17 protein-coding genes are annotated in these 14,957 nt (G+C 58.5%); 12 read left to right on the forward strand and 5 right to left on the reverse strand.

Annotated elements, in window-relative coordinates; translation table 11 throughout:
• The first annotated feature begins 61 nt into the window (after positions 1 to 61).
• From rplM to erpA, 3 genes are all read left to right on the forward strand, one after another.
• Positions 62 to 490, forward strand: a complete 429-nt coding sequence (rplM, locus tag B9Z39_RS13335; protein ID WP_100147162.1) for a 50S ribosomal protein L13 — start codon at positions 62 to 64, stop codon at positions 488 to 490.
• Positions 491 to 499: 9 nt separating this feature from the next.
• Positions 500 to 892 carry a 30S ribosomal protein S9 gene (rpsI, locus tag B9Z39_RS13340; protein WP_100147161.1) on the forward strand — a complete coding sequence of 131 codons (393 nt, stop codon included), beginning with the start codon at positions 500 to 502 and terminating at the stop codon, positions 890 to 892.
• Positions 893 to 1,059: 167 nt separating this feature from the next.
• Positions 1,060 to 1,425: an iron-sulfur cluster insertion protein ErpA gene (gene erpA / locus B9Z39_RS13345; RefSeq protein WP_100147160.1), complete on the forward strand. Its 366-nt coding sequence runs from the start codon at positions 1,060 to 1,062 to the stop codon at positions 1,423 to 1,425.
• Between the two features lie 36 nt (positions 1,426 to 1,461).
• On the opposite strand, the gene B9Z39_RS13350 is transcribed toward erpA, so the two are convergent.
• Together B9Z39_RS13350 and B9Z39_RS13355 are read right to left on the reverse strand one after the other, a co-directional pair.
• Positions 1,462 to 2,571, reverse strand: coding sequence for an anhydro-N-acetylmuramic acid kinase (locus B9Z39_RS13350; RefSeq protein ID WP_108302026.1), 1,110 nt, complete (start codon positions 2,569 to 2,571; stop codon positions 1,462 to 1,464).
• A complete protein-coding gene (locus tag B9Z39_RS13355) occupies positions 2,572 to 3,906 on the reverse strand; it encodes a M23 family metallopeptidase (protein ID WP_233202645.1) in 1,335 nt (444 codons plus the stop codon). It abuts the gene before it with no gap.
• Positions 3,907 to 4,029: 123 nt separating this feature from the next.
• Between B9Z39_RS13355 and tyrS the strand changes: the two genes are divergently transcribed.
• The 4 genes from tyrS to dbpA are packed head-to-tail and all read left to right on the forward strand — an operon-like array spanning position 4,030 to position 8,061.
• Positions 4,030 to 5,262 carry a tyrosine--tRNA ligase gene (tyrS, locus tag B9Z39_RS13360; protein WP_108302027.1) on the forward strand — a complete coding sequence of 411 codons (1,233 nt, stop codon included), beginning with the start codon at positions 4,030 to 4,032 and terminating at the stop codon, positions 5,260 to 5,262.
• A gap of 23 nt (positions 5,263 to 5,285) precedes the next feature.
• Positions 5,286 to 6,218, forward strand: a complete 933-nt coding sequence (locus tag B9Z39_RS13365; RefSeq protein ID WP_108302077.1) for a cation diffusion facilitator family transporter — start codon at positions 5,286 to 5,288, stop codon at positions 6,216 to 6,218.
• Positions 6,215 to 6,661 (forward strand): D-aminoacyl-tRNA deacylase, encoded by a 447-nt coding sequence (dtd, locus tag B9Z39_RS13370; RefSeq protein WP_108302028.1) that lies wholly within the window; start codon positions 6,215 to 6,217, stop codon positions 6,659 to 6,661. Before B9Z39_RS13365 ends, dtd begins: the two co-directional genes overlap by 4 nt.
• Positions 6,658 to 8,061: an ATP-dependent RNA helicase DbpA gene (dbpA, locus tag B9Z39_RS13375; RefSeq protein ID WP_108302029.1), complete on the forward strand. Its 1,404-nt coding sequence runs from the start codon at positions 6,658 to 6,660 to the stop codon at positions 8,059 to 8,061. The genes dtd and dbpA overlap by 4 nt, the downstream gene beginning before the upstream one ends.
• A gap of 57 nt (positions 8,062 to 8,118) precedes the next feature.
• Here the strand turns inward: dbpA and ybeY are convergent, their stop codons facing one another.
• A complete protein-coding gene (ybeY, locus tag B9Z39_RS13380) occupies positions 8,119 to 8,571 on the reverse strand; it encodes an rRNA maturation RNase YbeY (protein ID WP_108302030.1) in 453 nt (150 codons plus the stop codon).
• Between the two features lie 18 nt (positions 8,572 to 8,589).
• Complete coding sequence (locus B9Z39_RS13385; protein ID WP_108302031.1) at positions 8,590 to 9,555, reverse strand: PhoH family protein; 966 nt, start codon at positions 9,553 to 9,555, stop codon at positions 8,590 to 8,592.
• Positions 9,556 to 9,596: 41 nt separating this feature from the next.
• On the opposite strand from B9Z39_RS13385, the gene ruvA reads away from it, so the two are divergent.
• Both ruvA and ruvB read left to right on the forward strand, forming a co-directional pair.
• Positions 9,597 to 10,169, forward strand: a complete 573-nt coding sequence (ruvA, locus tag B9Z39_RS13390) for a Holliday junction branch migration protein RuvA (protein ID WP_108302032.1) — start codon at positions 9,597 to 9,599, stop codon at positions 10,167 to 10,169.
• A gap of 12 nt (positions 10,170 to 10,181) precedes the next feature.
• Positions 10,182 to 11,249: a Holliday junction branch migration DNA helicase RuvB gene (ruvB, locus tag B9Z39_RS13395; protein WP_100147152.1), complete on the forward strand. Its 1,068-nt coding sequence runs from the start codon at positions 10,182 to 10,184 to the stop codon at positions 11,247 to 11,249.
• Here ruvB and B9Z39_RS13400 read toward each other — a convergent pair.
• Complete coding sequence (locus tag B9Z39_RS13400; protein ID WP_108302033.1) at positions 11,238 to 11,888, reverse strand: histidine phosphatase family protein; 651 nt, start codon at positions 11,886 to 11,888, stop codon at positions 11,238 to 11,240. The genes ruvB and B9Z39_RS13400 overlap by 12 nt on opposite strands.
• A 77-nt stretch (positions 11,889 to 11,965) precedes the next feature.
• Here B9Z39_RS13400 and B9Z39_RS13405 point away from each other — a divergent pair, with 77 nt between their 5' ends.
• Genes B9Z39_RS13405 through B9Z39_RS13415 form a run of 3 tightly spaced genes read left to right on the forward strand, consistent with a single transcriptional unit; the run spans position 11,966 to position 14,944 of the window.
• On the forward strand, positions 11,966 to 12,649 hold the full coding sequence (locus tag B9Z39_RS13405; protein ID WP_108302034.1) for a TetR/AcrR family transcriptional regulator: 684 nt from the start codon (positions 11,966 to 11,968) through the stop codon (positions 12,647 to 12,649).
• A gap of 10 nt (positions 12,650 to 12,659) precedes the next feature.
• On the forward strand, positions 12,660 to 14,456 hold the full coding sequence (locus B9Z39_RS13410) for an acyl-CoA dehydrogenase C-terminal domain-containing protein (protein ID WP_108302035.1): 1,797 nt from the start codon (positions 12,660 to 12,662) through the stop codon (positions 14,454 to 14,456).
• A gap of 41 nt (positions 14,457 to 14,497) precedes the next feature.
• The gene (locus B9Z39_RS13415) at positions 14,498 to 14,944 is read left to right on the forward strand and encodes a DUF2147 domain-containing protein (RefSeq protein ID WP_100147148.1); all 447 of its coding nucleotides are present in this window, start codon (positions 14,498 to 14,500) and stop codon (positions 14,942 to 14,944) included.
• Positions 14,945 to 14,957 lie beyond the last annotated feature (13 nt).

Consider the following 14,957-nt stretch of genomic DNA (forward strand, 5'->3'; position numbering starts at 1 on the left):
CAGAAGAACGCCGACCGTGGAAAAGGGCCCTGCAAACCAACTCTCCTTTTAGGATTTAACTATGTCTACATTCAGCGCAAAACCCGCTGACGTGGTGCATGAGTGGTTTGTGATTGACGCCACCGATAAGGTGCTCGGACGGGTAGCCAGCGAAGTTGCCCTCCGTTTGCGCGGCAAACACAAAGCCATTTATACGCCTCACGTCGATACCGGTGACTTCATCGTCATCATCAACGCATCCAAGATCAAGGTCACGGGCACCAAATCTTTGGACAAGGTGTACTACCGTCACTCCGGTTACCCCGGTGGTATCACAGCCACCAACTTCCGCGACATGCAAGCCAAGCACCCTGGCCGCGCCATCGAGAAGGCCGTCAAGGGCATGTTGCCTAAAGGCCCACTCGGTTACGCCATGATCAAAAAGCTCAAGGTGTACGGCGGTGCTGAGCATCCCCACACCGCGCAACAGCCTAAAGTGCTGGACATCTAAGGAGCTGACATGATTGGTGAATGGAACAACGGCACTGGCCGTCGCAAATCGAGCGTCGCTCGTGTGTTTCTGAAAAAAGGCTCTGGCAAGATCACGATCAATGGCAAAGACATCGCCGCATATTTCGGCCGTCAAACCTCGATCATGATTTCCAAGCAACCCCTGATGTTGACCAACAACGGCGAAGCATTTGACATTCAAGTCAACGTGCACGGCGGTGGTGAGTCGGGTCAAGCAGGTGCAGTGCGTCACGGTATCACCCGCGCCCTGATCGACTATGACGCAGCCTTGAAGCCTGTGTTGTCAGCCGCAGGCTATGTGACCCGCGATGCCCGCGAAGTGGAACGTAAAAAGGTCGGCTTGCACTCTGCTCGTCGTCGCAAGCAGTTCAGCAAGCGTTAATCCGCTTTCTGTTGTGCCCAAAAGCCGCACCGGTTCGCCGCTGCGGCTTTTTTGTTGGCAAGGCATGACGCACCGAAAGCCCCCATCAAGTACCGAGTTACTTCAGAATGTGATCGGTATTCCCGACTAAAGCGCTATACTTTAAACCTTGAATTTGGAGAGTCCCCATGAGCGCAGTTGCTGAAAACATTCAAACCGAAATGCCCACCCCGATCGTCTTCACGGACAGCGCTGCTGCCAAAGTGGCAGATTTGATTGCGGAAGAGGGCAATCCTGATCTCAAGCTGCGCGTATTTGTGCAGGGTGGCGGATGCTCAGGTTTTCAGTACGGTTTCACCTTCGATGAAGTGGTCAACGAAGACGACACCACCATGACCAAAAACAATGTGTCTTTGTTGATCGATGCCATGAGTTACCAGTACCTGTTGGGTGCTGAGATTGACTACAAAGAAGACTTGCAGGGCGCTCAGTTCGTCATCAAGAACCCCAACGCCACAACCACCTGTGGTTGCGGTTCTTCGTTCTCGGTTTAACACGCCGTCCCTCACGGACGAATCGTTTCCAGACCTCTAGGCCGGAAACACACCACCCAAGATACGGGCGCCTTGTGCGCCCGTTACTTTTGGGGAGTTGCCCGGCAGGCGCAACATGGTTTGGCGGGCGAGCCATGCAAAGGCCGTGGCTTCAACTTGCAAAGGCGGCAACCCGCGCTCAGCGGTGGACACGACTTTGAGTTGCGGCAACCCGCTTTGCAAACGTGTCATCAGCCAACCATTTAAAGCACCGCCACCGCACACCATCAACTCGGTGGCTTGGGGTGCATAACGCAGGACATCGTTCACACAGGCCCGTGCAGTGAATTCTGTCAGCGTGGCTTGCACATCGGCGGGCGTTGCCAACGCCAAGCCTTCAAGCTGTTGCGCTAGCCAGATTGGGTTGAACAAGTCACGGCCCGTGCTCTTGGGCGGTGCTTGATGCAAAAACGGTTCATTCAACAAAGCTTGCAACAAGGGCGCAATCACCTGACCTGTGCGCGCCCAAGCACCGTCGTCGTCAAAGGGCTGACCGGTGTGTTGTTGGCACCAATGATCGAGCAAGGCGTTGCCAGGGCCGCAATCAAAGCCTTGCACATCACCTGAGGGGGACAGCACGCTGAGGTTGGCAATCCCGCCTAAGTTGAGGACGCCCACGGTGTGCCTATCGTGCGCAAACATGTGGTGGTGAAACAGTGGCACCAAGGGGGCACCTTGCCCTCCCGCAGCAACATCCCGGCTGCGAAAGTCTGCCACGACATCTATCCCGGTGAGTTCTGCCAGCAGAGATGGGTTGTTGAGTTGCAGGGTGTAGCCCGTGCCATCAAATGCACCCGGCTGGTGGCGTACGGTTTGACCGTGGGCGCCAATGGCTTGTATGTCATGGGCCGAGTGTCCGCTGGCTTGCTGCAAGGCGTGTACGGTTTGGGCATACACGCGTACCAACTGATTGGCGGCCAACGCCGCGTGGTGCAGTTCGTTGTCGGCGGGTGTGTTGAGGGCCAACAAGCTGTGTTTGAGCGACGCATCAAATGGCAGGGTTTGGTGACTCAGAACCTCGGGGCGCTGCGTCTCAAAGTTCACCAGAACGCCGTCGACGCCATCTAGCGAAGTGCCCGACATCAAGCCGATGTAGAGCGATGGCATTTATTCAGCGCGGCTTTGTTGCACGCTGGCGGCGGCGGTCAATTCGAGCTTGGCGTTGGTCACTTGGCGTTTGAAGGCGTCACGTGCAGCGGCAGAAATTTCTGTGGCCACACTTTGGCGTGCCATCGTGATGGGATCTTGGTGCTGACCGTTGACGCGAAATTCAAAGTGCAAGTGAGGGCCTGTGGCCCATCCGGTGGCACCCACTTCGCCCAGTGTTTGCCCTTGGGCGACGCTTTGGCCGCGTTTGACCATGATGCGGCTCAAGTGGGCATACACCGTGGTGTGGCCATTGGCATGTTTGACAAACACCACGTTACCAAAGCCGCCTTGTGTGCCTGCAAAGTCAACAATGCCCTGGCCGACGCTGTGTACGTCGGTTCCGGTGGCTGCTGCATAGTCCACGCCCAAATGGGCGCGCCAGGTTTGCAAGATGGGGTGAAAGCGCATCTTGAAGCCACTGGTCACGCGTGAAAACGTCAACGGCGAAGCCAAGTAGGCGCGGCGCAGGCTCACACCTTCGGGGGAGAAGTAGCCGCCCTCCGCAGTCTGGGGTTCTTTGAACCAAATGGCTTGGTGTGTTTTGCCATTGTTGACAAACTCGGCTGACAACACACGGCCTGCGCGCATGGTTTCACCATCGGCTTCGAGCGACTCATAGACGACCGAAAAGCGATCTCCTTTGCGCAGTGAGCGATGAAAGTCGATGTCACCCGAGAAAATATTGGCCAATTGGTTGGCCACGCTGTCGGGAATATTGGCGTCGTCGGTGGCGGCAAACAGCGAGCTTTGGATCACGCCACTGGCCATGCGCGTGCTCACGCTCAAGGGGGCATTTTCCAGCCGCTGCGTCAGGCCGTCGGCCTTGCGCTCCACCACCCAACGGGTGAATTGGTCTGATTTGTCCGTGCTCCAGCGCGCGGTCAAGCGTGTTAAGCGGCGTGCTTCATCGCCTTCGACACTGACCCAGCGCCCGGCACGTCCCAGCAGTTGCTGGCGCGCCAATGGGGCGTTGCGTAAAAAGCTGGCGGCTTCTTCGTCGCTCACACCCAAACGACTCAGCAGGCTGTCGGCGGTGTCGTTGGAGCGGGTGACATCGGAGCGAAACAACACCATGGGGGCGCTGTTGGTGCTGGAGATGGGAAGGGCTGCGCTCACGTTCTCCACCACTTCACGCAATGGCAATTGGCTGGCGTCTGGGCCCAAATTGGCCACGGCGAACGCGCCGCCACCCATCACCGACAAGCCCACGGCTACGCCAGCCATGATGCGGCGGGGGTGGGTGGTCCACAGGGTTTGTAGGCGCAAGGCCAACGCGTCGAGGTGTTGCTGCAAGGGGGCTCTCCGGCAGAAGGTGTGGGCAGGGCTTGGCTCCCTCACATCCCAGCGTGCTGGGGCCAACTAAAATTGGCCCATCACACAAAAGGTGGAGTATAGCCGAGCCACCGAAAAATCCTTATGAATCAAGCATCTTTACCTATTCACCCCATCACCGATCGCGTGCGCGAAGCGTTGGCTGTTTCTAAGCGCGGCTGCGAAGAGCTGATTCCAGAGGATGAGTGGGTCAAAAAACTGGCCCGATCTGAGGCGACGGGGCAACCTTTGCGCATCAAGCTGGGCCTGGATCCGACCGCACCAGACATCCACATTGGGCACACCGTGGTGCTCAACAAAATGCGTCAGTTGCAAAACCTGGGGCACCAAGTCATCTTTCTGATTGGTGACTTCACCAGCCTGATCGGTGACCCATCCGGGCGCAACAACACCCGCCCCCCTTTGACGCCAGAACAAATCAAGTCCAACGCCGAGACCTATTACAAGCAAGCTTCCTTGGTGCTCGATCCCGAAAAAACCGAGATCCGCTACAACAGCGAGTGGTGTCTGCCGCTGGGCTCGATGGGCATGATTCAACTGGCCGCCAAGTACACCGTGGCGCGCATGATGGAGCGTAACGATTTTCACGACCGGTTCAAGGCCGGCACGCCCATCAGCGTGCACGAGTTCTTGTACCCACTCATGCAGGGCTACGACTCGGTGGCCTTGAAGTCGGACTTGGAGTTGGGGGGTACCGACCAAAAATTCAACTTGCTCATGGGGCGTCATCTCCAAGTCGAATACGGTCAAGAAGCGCAGTGCATCTTGACCATGCCATTGCTCGAAGGTTTGGACGGTGTGGAAAAGATGTCCAAGTCCAAGAACAACTACATCGGCATCAGTGAAGAACCCAACACCATGTTTGCCAAGGTACTGTCGATCTCAGACACCTTGATGTGGCGTTGGTACACCTTGCTGTCTTTCCAGTCAGAAGCTCAGATTGAGTTGCTCAAGCAAGAAGTTGCCAACGGTCGTAACCCGAAAGACGCCAAAGTCGCCTTGGCCAAAGAAATCACGGCTCGTTTTCACGGTGCGTCGGCTGCAGATGCTGCTGAGCAAGACTTCATCAACCGCAGCAAAGGTGGCGTGCCGGATGACATTCCGGATGTTGCGCTGCTCGGTGCGCCTATGGGCATCGGGGCGTTGCTCAAATCGGCGGGCTTGGCACCCTCCTCCAGTGAGGCCAACCGTTTGATTGATGGTGGTGGCGTGCGCGTGGATTCGGTGGTCATCAGTGACAAAGGCCTCAAGCTGGATGCTGGCAGCTACGTGGTGCAAGTGGGCAAGCGCAAGTTCGCGCGCGTCACCTTGGCTTAATGTTGAAAGAAACGACGTCGCGCATGAACAAAGCCACCGTGGCCAAATGGCTCTCTCCCCAAGGCTTGCTGTTGACTTCTGTGGCCGTGGCCGTGGTCACCATCGCCTTGAAAACCCTCGCTTGGTGGCTCACCGATTCGGTGGGCTTGCTGTCTGACGCCATGGAGTCGCTGGTCAACTTGGCCAGCGCCATCTTCGGGCTCATGATGGTCACCGTGGCGGCGCGACCGGCTGACGACGACCATCCGTATGGCCACCATAAAGCCGAGTATTTCTCAAGCGGCTTCGAGGGCATCTTGATCGTGGTGGCGGCTTTGGGCATTGTGTGGGCGGCCAGCCATCGCATTTTCGATCCGCAACCGATTGAGCAAGTTGGCATTGGCCTGGCTTTGTCCGTGGTCAGTTCTGCACTCAATGGCTTGTTGGCCTGGGTGATGTTTCGTGCCGCCAAAACACACCGATCCATTGCCCTGGAGGCCGATGCCCGTCACTTGGTGACCGATGTCTGGACGTCGGTGGGCGTGGTCTTTGGCATTGGCTTGGTCGGTGTCACAGGCTGGTTGTGGCTGGATGCTGTGGTGGCCATTGGCGTGGCCTTGAACATTTTGAAAGAAGGCTTTCATTTGGTGTGGCGCGCTTCGCAAGGCTTGATGGACGAAGCCGTTGAGCCCGAGGTGATGGCGCAAATTCAAACCACCCTGGCAGGTTTCGAGCATCAGCGCGGCGAGCACCACATCATTCGGTTTGACCATGTCACCAGCCGCAAGGCGGGTCAGCGGCGCTTTGTCGATTTGCACATGCACATGCCTGCGGCATGGTCGCTCGGGCGTGCAGCAGCCCTGCGTACCACGGTGGAGCAAGCGCTGATGAGCGATGTGCCCGGCTTGCGCGCCACCATCCAACTCCTGCCCAGCGATGTGGAAGCGCACATCGACGACGGTCGAGACATCTTGTGAAAGCCGTTTTGCAGCGGGTCAGTGAAGCCCGTGTGATGGTCGACGGTGAGACCGTGGGGGAAATTGCCCAAGGCTTGTTGGTGCTTTTGTGCGCCGAGCGTGGCGATACCGAGGCCGTGGGGCAAAAAATGCTCGACAAAATTTTGAAGCTGCGCGTGTTCTACGACGATGCGGGCAAGATGAACCACAGCGTGCAAGACGTGGCGGGTGGGTTGTTGGTGGTGAGCCAATTCACACTGGCCGCCGACACCCGCAGTGGCACCCGTCCCAGCTTCACCAGCGCGGCACCCGCCGATGAAGGCCGTCGCTTGTACGAGCACTTTGTGGTGCAAGCACGCGAGCGCCATGCGCTGGTGCAAACGGGTGTGTTTGGTGCGGACATGAAAGTTCATTTGGTCAACGACGGCCCCGTCACCATCCCGCTCACGATAATCGGTGCATGACTGCACCTACCTCCACTTTTGACACCCTGCCTTTGTCGGCAGCCACGCTGAGCAACTTGACCCAGTTGGGTTACACGGCCATGACGCCGATTCAGGCGGCCAGCCTGCCGCTCACCCTGGCGGGACGCGACCTGCTGGCGCAGGCCAGCACGGGCAGCGGCAAGACCGCAGCCTTTGGACTGCCCTTGGTGGAGAAACTCGATCCCGCGCAATTCGACGCCCAAGCCTTGGTGCTGTGCCCTACGCGTGAATTGGCTGACCAAGTGACGCAAGAAATTCGTCGCCTCGCGCGTGCGGTGGGCAACATCAAAGTCGTCACCCTGTGCGGTGGCGTGGCGCTGCGTGGTCAGACGGTGAGCCTGGAGCATGGCGCCCACGTGGTGGTCGGAACCCCCGGCCGCATCTTGGATCATCTGGAGCGTGGTTCCTTGCGTTTGCAAGGCGTGCGCATGCTGGTGTTGGACGAAGCCGACCGCATGCTCGACATGGGCTTTTTTGATGACATTGCCAAGGTGGCGCGTCAGTGCCCGGCGCAGCGCCAAACCCTGCTGTTCTCGGCCACCTATCCCGAGGGCATCGACAAACTGGCCGCTCAGTTCATGCGCGAGCCGCAAAGCGTCAAAGTGCAAGCCCAGCATGACGCGCAAAAAATCAAGCAAATTTGCTACGAAGTGAATGATCATGAGCGCTTGCACGCCGTGTCTTTGCTGCTCAACCACTTCCGCCCCGAGTCCAGTTTGGCGTTTTGCAACACCAAGCAGCAATGTCGCGACTTGGTGGCGGTGTTGCAGGCCCAAGGGTTCAGCGCGCTGGCCCTATATGGCGAGCTGGAACAACGCGAGCGTGACCAAGTGTTGGTGCAGTTTGCCAACCGCAGTTGCTCGGTGCTGGTGGCCACCGATGTGGCAGCGCGTGGCTTGGATGTGGCGCAGTTGGAAGCCGTGATCAATGTGGATGTGACGCCCGATCCTGAGGTGCACATCCACCGCATTGGGCGCACGGGGCGAGGGGATGCCGAAGGCCTGGCCCTCACTTTGGCGAGCATGGACGAGATGGGTTCTGTGGGCAAGATCGAACAACTGCAAGGTCGCGAATCGGTGTGGCAGCCCTTGAGCAGCTTGACCCCCGCCGCAGGCGGCCTATTGCAACCCCCCATGGCCACCTTGCAAATTGTGGGCGGGCGCAAAGAAAAAATCCGCGCTGGTGACGTGTTGGGCGCGCTCACCGGTGAGGCGGGGTTTTCCAAAGACCAGGTGGGCAAGATCAACGTCAACGAGTTCTCCACCTATGTGGCGGTCTCGCGTGACATCGCGCGTGAGGCCGTTCAACGCTTGAGCGCGGGTCGCGTCAAAGGCAAAACCGTGAAAGTGCGTTTGCTGGAAGACACGGCAGGTCGCTGAAACAGCCATGCGCCATGCGCCATGCGCGCAGGCAAGCACACCAATTCCCAAGAGCCTTCAGTAAGGGTTGGGCAGCCCCAGCTCCGCCAAGATGTCGATCTCGTAGGCCTCCATCTCTTGGGCATCTTGGGTGCTGGTTTCATGGTCCCAGCCTTGTGCATGTAAGGTGCCATGCACCAACAGGTGGGCATAGTGCGCTTCTAAGGTTTTGCCTTGTTCTTTCGCCTCGCGTGCCACCACTGGCGCACACAGCACCAAGTCGGCCACCACCACGGGCGCTTGTGTGTAATCAAAGGTCAGCACGTTGGTGGCGTAGTCTTTTTTGCGGTAGCTCAGATTGAGCGCACGGCCCTCGCCTTCACCCACGATGCGCACCGTGATCTCTGCGTCCAGGGCCAGCGCGTGACGAATCCAGCGTGCCACTTTGTGGCGCGGCAGCGCAGCGCGGTGGCGCGCGGCATACGGCACCTCACCAAATTGCAGAGAAAGTTGGAGCTTTTGAAGGGGCATGGCGTGACAGGGTTCGGTTTACGTGCGTTTGCGTGACACGGCCGGTGTGTCGCTGCTGCGCTTGGCGTCGTACGCATCCACGATGCGCGCCACCAAGGGATGGCGCACCACATCGGCGCTGGTGAAATGGCAAATCGCAATCCCCTTGACACGGCGCAGTACACGTTCGGCATCGATCAAGCCGCTCAACTGGCCTTTGGGCAAATCGATTTGGCTCACGTCGCCTGTGACCACCGCTTTGGCGCCAAAGCCAATGCGGGTCAAAAACATTTTCATTTGCTCGGGCGTGGTGTTTTGTGCTTCATCCAAGATGACGAAGGCGTTGTTCAAGGTACGCCCGCGCATGAACGCCAGTGGTGCAATTTCAATCGCATTGCGCTCAAACGCTTTTTGCACCCGGTCAAAGCCCATCAGGTCATACAGCGCGTCGTACAGCGGGCGCAAATACGGGTCGACCTTTTGGCCCAAATCGCCGGGCAAGAAGCCTAGTTTTTCGCCCGCTTCTACTGCTGGGCGGGTCAACACAATGCGTTGTACCGCGCTGCGCTCGAGCGCGTCCACGGCACAGGCCACGGCCAAATAGGTTTTGCCCGTGCCTGCTGGGCCAATGCCAAACGTGATGTCGTGGTTGGCAATGTTCTCTAGGTACACACTTTGGTTGGGCGTGCGCGCGCGCAGGTCGGTGCGGCGCGTGTGCAAGCTCATGCTGCCGTCTTCGGCTTCGCTCACGCCTGTATCGCCGGCCAACATCAGTTGCACCTGTTCGGCAGGAATCGTGCGTGCGGCGCGTTCGTACAGCGCTTGCAGAACCTCCAGTGCACGCGTGGCTTTGGCTTTGTGGCCGTCTACCTTGAACTGTTCATGGCGGTGCGCGATCTTGACGTTCAGCGCCATCTCAATGGTGCGCAAATGCTCGTCGAGTGGCCCACACAGATGTGACAGGCGCGTGTTGTTCAGTGGGGAGAAGGTGTGTCGCAGAATCAAGTCGATAATCTCGCAAAAGGTTACCCAATGATAGGCAAGATGTGATTGGCAGATTAAGCGGCATCCTCAGCGAGAAAAATCCTCCCCAAGTGTTGGTGGACTGCAATGGCGTGGGCTATGAAGTGGACGTGCCCATGAGCACCTTCTACAACCTGCCCGCCACGGGTGAGCGCGTGACCTTGCTGACACATTTTGTAGTGCGTGAAGACGCACAAATCTTGTATGGCTTTGGTACCGCCAGCGAGCGCGCCACCTTTCGCTTGCTGATCAAAATTTCTGGCGTGGGCCCGCGCACCGCACTGGGCGTGCTCAGTGGCATGAGTGCTGATGAATTGGCCCGTGCCGTGGCTGAGCAAGAAGCGGGTCGTCTGACCAAGGTGCCTGGCATTGGCAAGAAAACCGCAGAACGTTTGTTGCTTGAACTCAAAGGCAAGCTCGGCGCCGATCTGGCCCCCAGCACAGCGGGGCACAGCGACCACCACAGCGACATCTTGCAAGCCTTGCTGGCCCTGGGGTACAGCGACAAAGAAGCAGCCCTGTCACTCAAAGCCTTGCCTGCGGATGTCGGCGTGAGCGAGGGCATCAAGCTGGCCTTGAAGGCTTTGGCCAAGTAAGGCAGCGCATCCATGAGCATTCAAACGGACAGTTTTGGCGAGGGCTTTGTGCCCACCCCGCGTGTGGTGTCTGCTGCCCCCGTGTCGCCTCACGAAGAAGCCATTGAACGTGCGTTGCGCCCCAAGCTCTTGCAAGAGTACGTGGGCCAGGTCAAGGTACGTGAGCAACTTGAAATCTTCATCGGTGCGGCCAAAAAGCGCGGCGAGGCACTTGACCACGTGCTGTTGTTTGGACCACCGGGCCTGGGCAAAACCACCCTGAGCCACATCATTGCCCAAGAGCTGGGCGTGAACCTGCGTCAAACCAGCGGGCCGGTGCTGGAAAAGCCCAAAGACCTGGCCGCATTGCTCACGGGCTTAGAGAAAAACGATGTGCTGTTCATCGACGAAATCCACCGTCTCTCGCCTGTGGTCGAAGAGATTTTGTACCCCGCGCTGGAGGACTACCAAATCGACATCATGATTGGCGAAGGCCCTGCTGCGCGCAGCATCAAGCTCGACTTGCAGCCTTTCACCCTGGTGGGCGCCACCACCCGCGCGGGCATGTTGACCAACCCGCTGCGCGATCGCTTTGGCATTGTGTCGCGCCTGGAGTTCTACACCGCCGATGAGTTGCAACGCATCGTCATGCGCAGTGCCGGCTTGCTCAACACGCCCACCGATGTGGAAGGTGGCTTTGAAATTGCGCGTCGTTCACGCGGCACACCACGCATTGCCAACCGCTTGTTACGCCGGGTGCGTGACTACGCTGAAGTCAAAGGCTCGGGGCGCATCACACAAGAGATGGCGCACAAGGCCTTGGCCATGCTGGACGTGGACCCGCAAGGCTTTGACTTGATGGACCGCAAACTGCTAGAGGCGGTGATCCACCGCTTTGATGGCGGCCCTGTGGGCTTGGACAACATCGCCGCCAGCATTGGCGAAGAGCGCGACACCATCGAAGACGTGATCGAGCCCTATCTGATCCAGCAAGGCTATTTGCAGCGCACGCCCCGTGGGCGCATTGCCACCTTGGCGGCCTACCGCCACTTGGGGGTGACGCCACCCAGCGCCAACGGCGACTTGTTGTCAGACGCTTGATTCGTCGCGTGATGTGCGCTCGAAGTGCGACACATCACCCCAGCCCACCAAACTCAAGCCTTGAGGCGTCCACAACAAGCGGTTGATGGCGGCGTTGCCCAGATGCCAAGTGCGCGGGGCCTGGATGTCTTGCTGCGTGGCTAGGCGATACAGCACATCCATCACCCCCCCGTGGGCCACCAACACAATTTGTTCGCCCAAGTGTTGACTGGCCAACGCGTCCACGCAGCGTGCAATGCGTTCGCGCAACACCAGCAACGACTCACCCCCCAGCGGGGACCAATGTGGGTCGCGTGTGCGCCACAGTTTGGCGTCGGCGGGCCAGTCGGCTTCAATGGCGGCCCAGGTGTGGCCTTGCAAATGGCCAAAGTGGCGTTCGCGTAAAGCTGCGGTGGGTATCAGGGGCACAGGCTGCGTGCGTGTGTCGGCTTGCGCAATGGCATGCGCGGTCTGAAAGGCACGCCCCAAGTCGCTGCTGTAAATGGCGTGAATGTCTTCGTCACGTAAGGCCTGACCCACGCGTTGTGCTTGCCACACCCCCGTGTCATTGAGCCCAATGTCGAGCTGTCCTTGGATGCGGGTGTCCACATTCCATGCGGTTTCACCATGACGGATGGCCAAAATTCGTGTTGCTTGCATGGGGACAGAGTTTAGAAGTGGAATAAGCCCTCGGCGTTTTCATGCAAAATAGCACGATCGTTCTTTTTAGGTGGTTCATGACCGGTTCCCAAAAATCGCCCGCATCCGAAAGCCGTGCCGCTCACAAAGGGCAGCAAACCAAAGCGGCCATCGTGGATGCAGCCCTGGGCTTGGCCACGCAAATTGGCTTGGAGGGTTTGAGTATTGGCGCATTGGCCGAGGTGGCGCGCATGAGCAAGTCGGGCGTGTTTGCCCACTTCGGTTCGCGTGAAGAGTTGCAGCTGTCGGTGGTGCGTGAGTACCACGAGCGCTTTGAGGCTGAGGTGTTCTACCCCGCCTTGCAGGCCGAGCGAGGTTTGCCCAGATTGCGTCAGCTGTTTGCCAACTGGACCCAACGCACCTCTGCTGAGATTGACTCAGGTTGTCTGTACATCAGCGGTGCGGCTGAGTTCGATGACCGCCCCGGCCCCGTGCGTGACGCCTTGGCCAGCTCGGTCAAAACCTGGTTGGCTGCCGTTCATCGCTCGGTGGTGCAGGCCCGCGATGAAGGGCATTTGTCTGCCGACATGGATGCTGAACAAATGGTGTTCGAGATTCACGGTCTGATCTTGGCGCTGCAATACGAAGCCCGTTTTCTGCGCTCGGCCAAATCGTTGCAGCACACTGCTGTGGGGTTTGAAAACATTCTGGCGCGCTATGGCGCGGCCGTGCCGTCGGTGCCAACCCCGCGTTCGACGATAAAAAAATCTGTCAAAAAGTAAGGAGCTTCTGATGCCCAGCTATACCCCCCCGTTGCGCGACATGCAGTTTTTATTGCATGAAGTTTTGCATGTCACCGAGGCATTGCACGCCATGCCACCCCATGCAGAGATGGATGCAGACACCTTGACCGCTGTGCTGGAGGAGGGGGGCAAATTTGCCTCTGAGGTGATCTTTCCCCTCAACCAAGTCGGCGATGAACAAGGTTGCCAGCTGGATACACGCACGCACGAAGTCAAAACCCCCGATGGTTTCAAAGCCGCCTATGCGCAGTACGTGCAAGGGGGGTGGCCATCGCTGAGTTGTGACCCAGCCTATGGCGGACAAGGCTTGCCCATTGTGGTGAATCAGTGCTTGTACGAAATGCTCAACAGCGCCAACCAGGCGTGGACCATGTACCCCGGTCTCACGCACGGCGCTTACGAAGCGTTACATGCCCATGGCACCGAAGCACAAAAGCAGTGCTATCTGCCCAAACTCACCAGCGGTGAATGGACCGGCACCATGTGTCTGACCGAGCCCCATTGCGGCACCGACCTTGGGTTGCTGCGCACCAAGGCCGAGCCGCAAGCTGATGGAACTTATCGCATCACAGGCAACAAAATTTTCATCAGTGCGGGTGAGCACGACATGGTCAGCAACATCGTGCATTTGGTGTTGGCCCGTTTGCCCGACGCGCCTGCGGGCAGCAAAGGCATCAGCCTGTTTGCCGTGCCGAAGTTTTTGGTGCTTGATGATGGCAGCTTGGGCGAACGTAACGGGATCTACTGTGGTGGCCTGGAACACAAGATGGGCATCCACGGCAACGCCACCTGCCAGATGGTGCTCGATGGTGCCTTGGGTACCTTGGTCGGTCAGCCCCACAAAGGCTTGGCGGCCATGTTTGTCATGATGAACGTGGCGCGCATCGGTGTGGGCATGCAATCTTTGGGTTTGACCGAAGTGGCCTACCAAAATGCATTGGCTTACGCCAAAGAGCGCATCCAGTCGCGCAGTTTGACCGGTGTGAAGTCACCCAATCAGCCCGCCGACAGCATCTTGGTGCATCCCGATGTGCGCAAGATGCTGCTCACCGCCAAAGCCTATGCCGAGGGTGGTCGCGCCCTGAGCTTGCACTGCGCCTTGTTGGTGGACCAAGAATTGAGCCATCCTGACCCTGCCGTGCGTGCCGAGGCCGCCGAACAAGTGGCCTTGCTCACCCCCATCGTCAAAGCCTTCATCACAGACAACGCTTGGATCGCCACTTCGGCCTGTATGCAGGTGCTGGGCGGACACGGCTTCATCCGTGAATGGGGCATGGAGCAGTACGTACGCGATGCCCGCATCAACATGATTTATGAAGGTACCAACACCATCCAAAGCTTGGACTTGCTGGGGCGCAAGGTCTTGGGCAATCAAGGTGCTTCGCTCAAAAAGTTTGGCGCACAGATTACCGCCTTGGTGATGGCTGAGCAGGGTAACGAGGACATGGCTGAGTTCATCCAACCTTTGGCCAAGTTGGGCCAGCAAATGACCCAGTTCACGGGAGAGATCGGCTACAAAGCTCTGCAAAACGCCGACGAGGTGGGCGCCGCGGCGGTGGACTATCTGCGCGTGGCCGGGCACTTGGTATTCGGCTATTTTTGGGCTCGTATGGCGCAAGTCGCCTTGCAGCGCATCGCTGCGGGTGACCGTGATCCGTTCTACCAAGCCAAGCTACAAACCGCCCGCTTTTACTTTGCCAAGTTGTTCCCTGAAACGGCTTCTCTGATGCAAACCGCACGCGCGGGGTCTGCGGTGCTGATGGACACCGATGCGGTGTTTGCCTGAGGTTGACCAGCGACAATACTGAGCAATTTCAAGGAGTGGCTATGTTGAGTTGGCGTGCTTTTTTTGTGGCAAGCGTGATGTCTGGCGCAGTGCTCGCCGCACACGCGCAGATGACGCCTGTGGGCCTGTGGCGCACCATCGATGACGACACCGGCGAGGCCCGTGCCGAGATTGACATCGTTGAGCGCCAAGGGGTGTTGTTTGGCCGTGTGGCTAAGTCGCTGGACCCAGACCCCAAGGCCGTCAAAACCTGTGATGACTGCAAAGACGACCGCAAGGGCCAAGCCATTGTGGGCATGGAGATCATCCGTGGCGTGCGCTACGAGCCCGATGACAAACGCTGGGGCGGTGGCGGCAAAATCCTCGACCCGGAAAACGGCAAGGAATACACCGTGCGCATGGTGCCGCTCGACGGCGGCAAACGCTTGCAACTGCGTGGCTACATCGGCCCTTTTTACCGCACCCAAATTTGGCAGCGTATTCAATAAACCCAACCGAGAT

It is taken from the genome of Limnohabitans sp. JirII-29 (assembly GCF_003063395.1).
Taxonomy (GTDB): Bacteria; Pseudomonadota; Gammaproteobacteria; order Burkholderiales; family Burkholderiaceae_C; genus Limnohabitans.

Excerpts from the sequence above, each read along its gene's own strand:
- rplM (WP_100147162.1), top strand. The coding sequence starts at position 62 with ATGTCTACATTCAGCGCAAAACCCGCTGACGTGGTGCATGAGTGGTTT.
- rpsI (WP_100147161.1), top strand. The coding sequence starts at position 500 with ATGATTGGTGAATGGAACAACGGCACTGGCCGTCGCAAATCGAGCGTC.
- erpA (WP_100147160.1), top strand. The coding sequence starts at position 1,060 with ATGAGCGCAGTTGCTGAAAACATTCAAACCGAAATGCCCACCCCGATC.
- B9Z39_RS13350 (WP_108302026.1), bottom strand. The coding sequence starts at position 2,571 with ATGCCATCGCTCTACATCGGCTTGATGTCGGGCACTTCGCTAGATGGC.
- tyrS (WP_108302027.1), top strand. The coding sequence starts at position 4,030 with ATGAATCAAGCATCTTTACCTATTCACCCCATCACCGATCGCGTGCGC.
- B9Z39_RS13365 (WP_108302077.1), top strand. The coding sequence starts at position 5,286 with ATGAACAAAGCCACCGTGGCCAAATGGCTCTCTCCCCAAGGCTTGCTG.
- dbpA (WP_108302029.1), top strand. The coding sequence starts at position 6,658 with ATGACTGCACCTACCTCCACTTTTGACACCCTGCCTTTGTCGGCAGCC.
- ybeY (WP_108302030.1), bottom strand. The coding sequence starts at position 8,571 with ATGCCCCTTCAAAAGCTCCAACTTTCTCTGCAATTTGGTGAGGTGCCG.
- ruvB (WP_100147152.1), top strand. The coding sequence starts at position 10,182 with ATGAGCATTCAAACGGACAGTTTTGGCGAGGGCTTTGTGCCCACCCCG.
- B9Z39_RS13400 (WP_108302033.1), bottom strand. The coding sequence starts at position 11,888 with ATGCAAGCAACACGAATTTTGGCCATCCGTCATGGTGAAACCGCATGG.
- B9Z39_RS13405 (WP_108302034.1), top strand. The coding sequence starts at position 11,966 with ATGACCGGTTCCCAAAAATCGCCCGCATCCGAAAGCCGTGCCGCTCAC.
- B9Z39_RS13410 (WP_108302035.1), top strand. The coding sequence starts at position 12,660 with ATGCCCAGCTATACCCCCCCGTTGCGCGACATGCAGTTTTTATTGCAT.
- B9Z39_RS13415 (WP_100147148.1), top strand. The coding sequence starts at position 14,498 with ATGTTGAGTTGGCGTGCTTTTTTTGTGGCAAGCGTGATGTCTGGCGCA.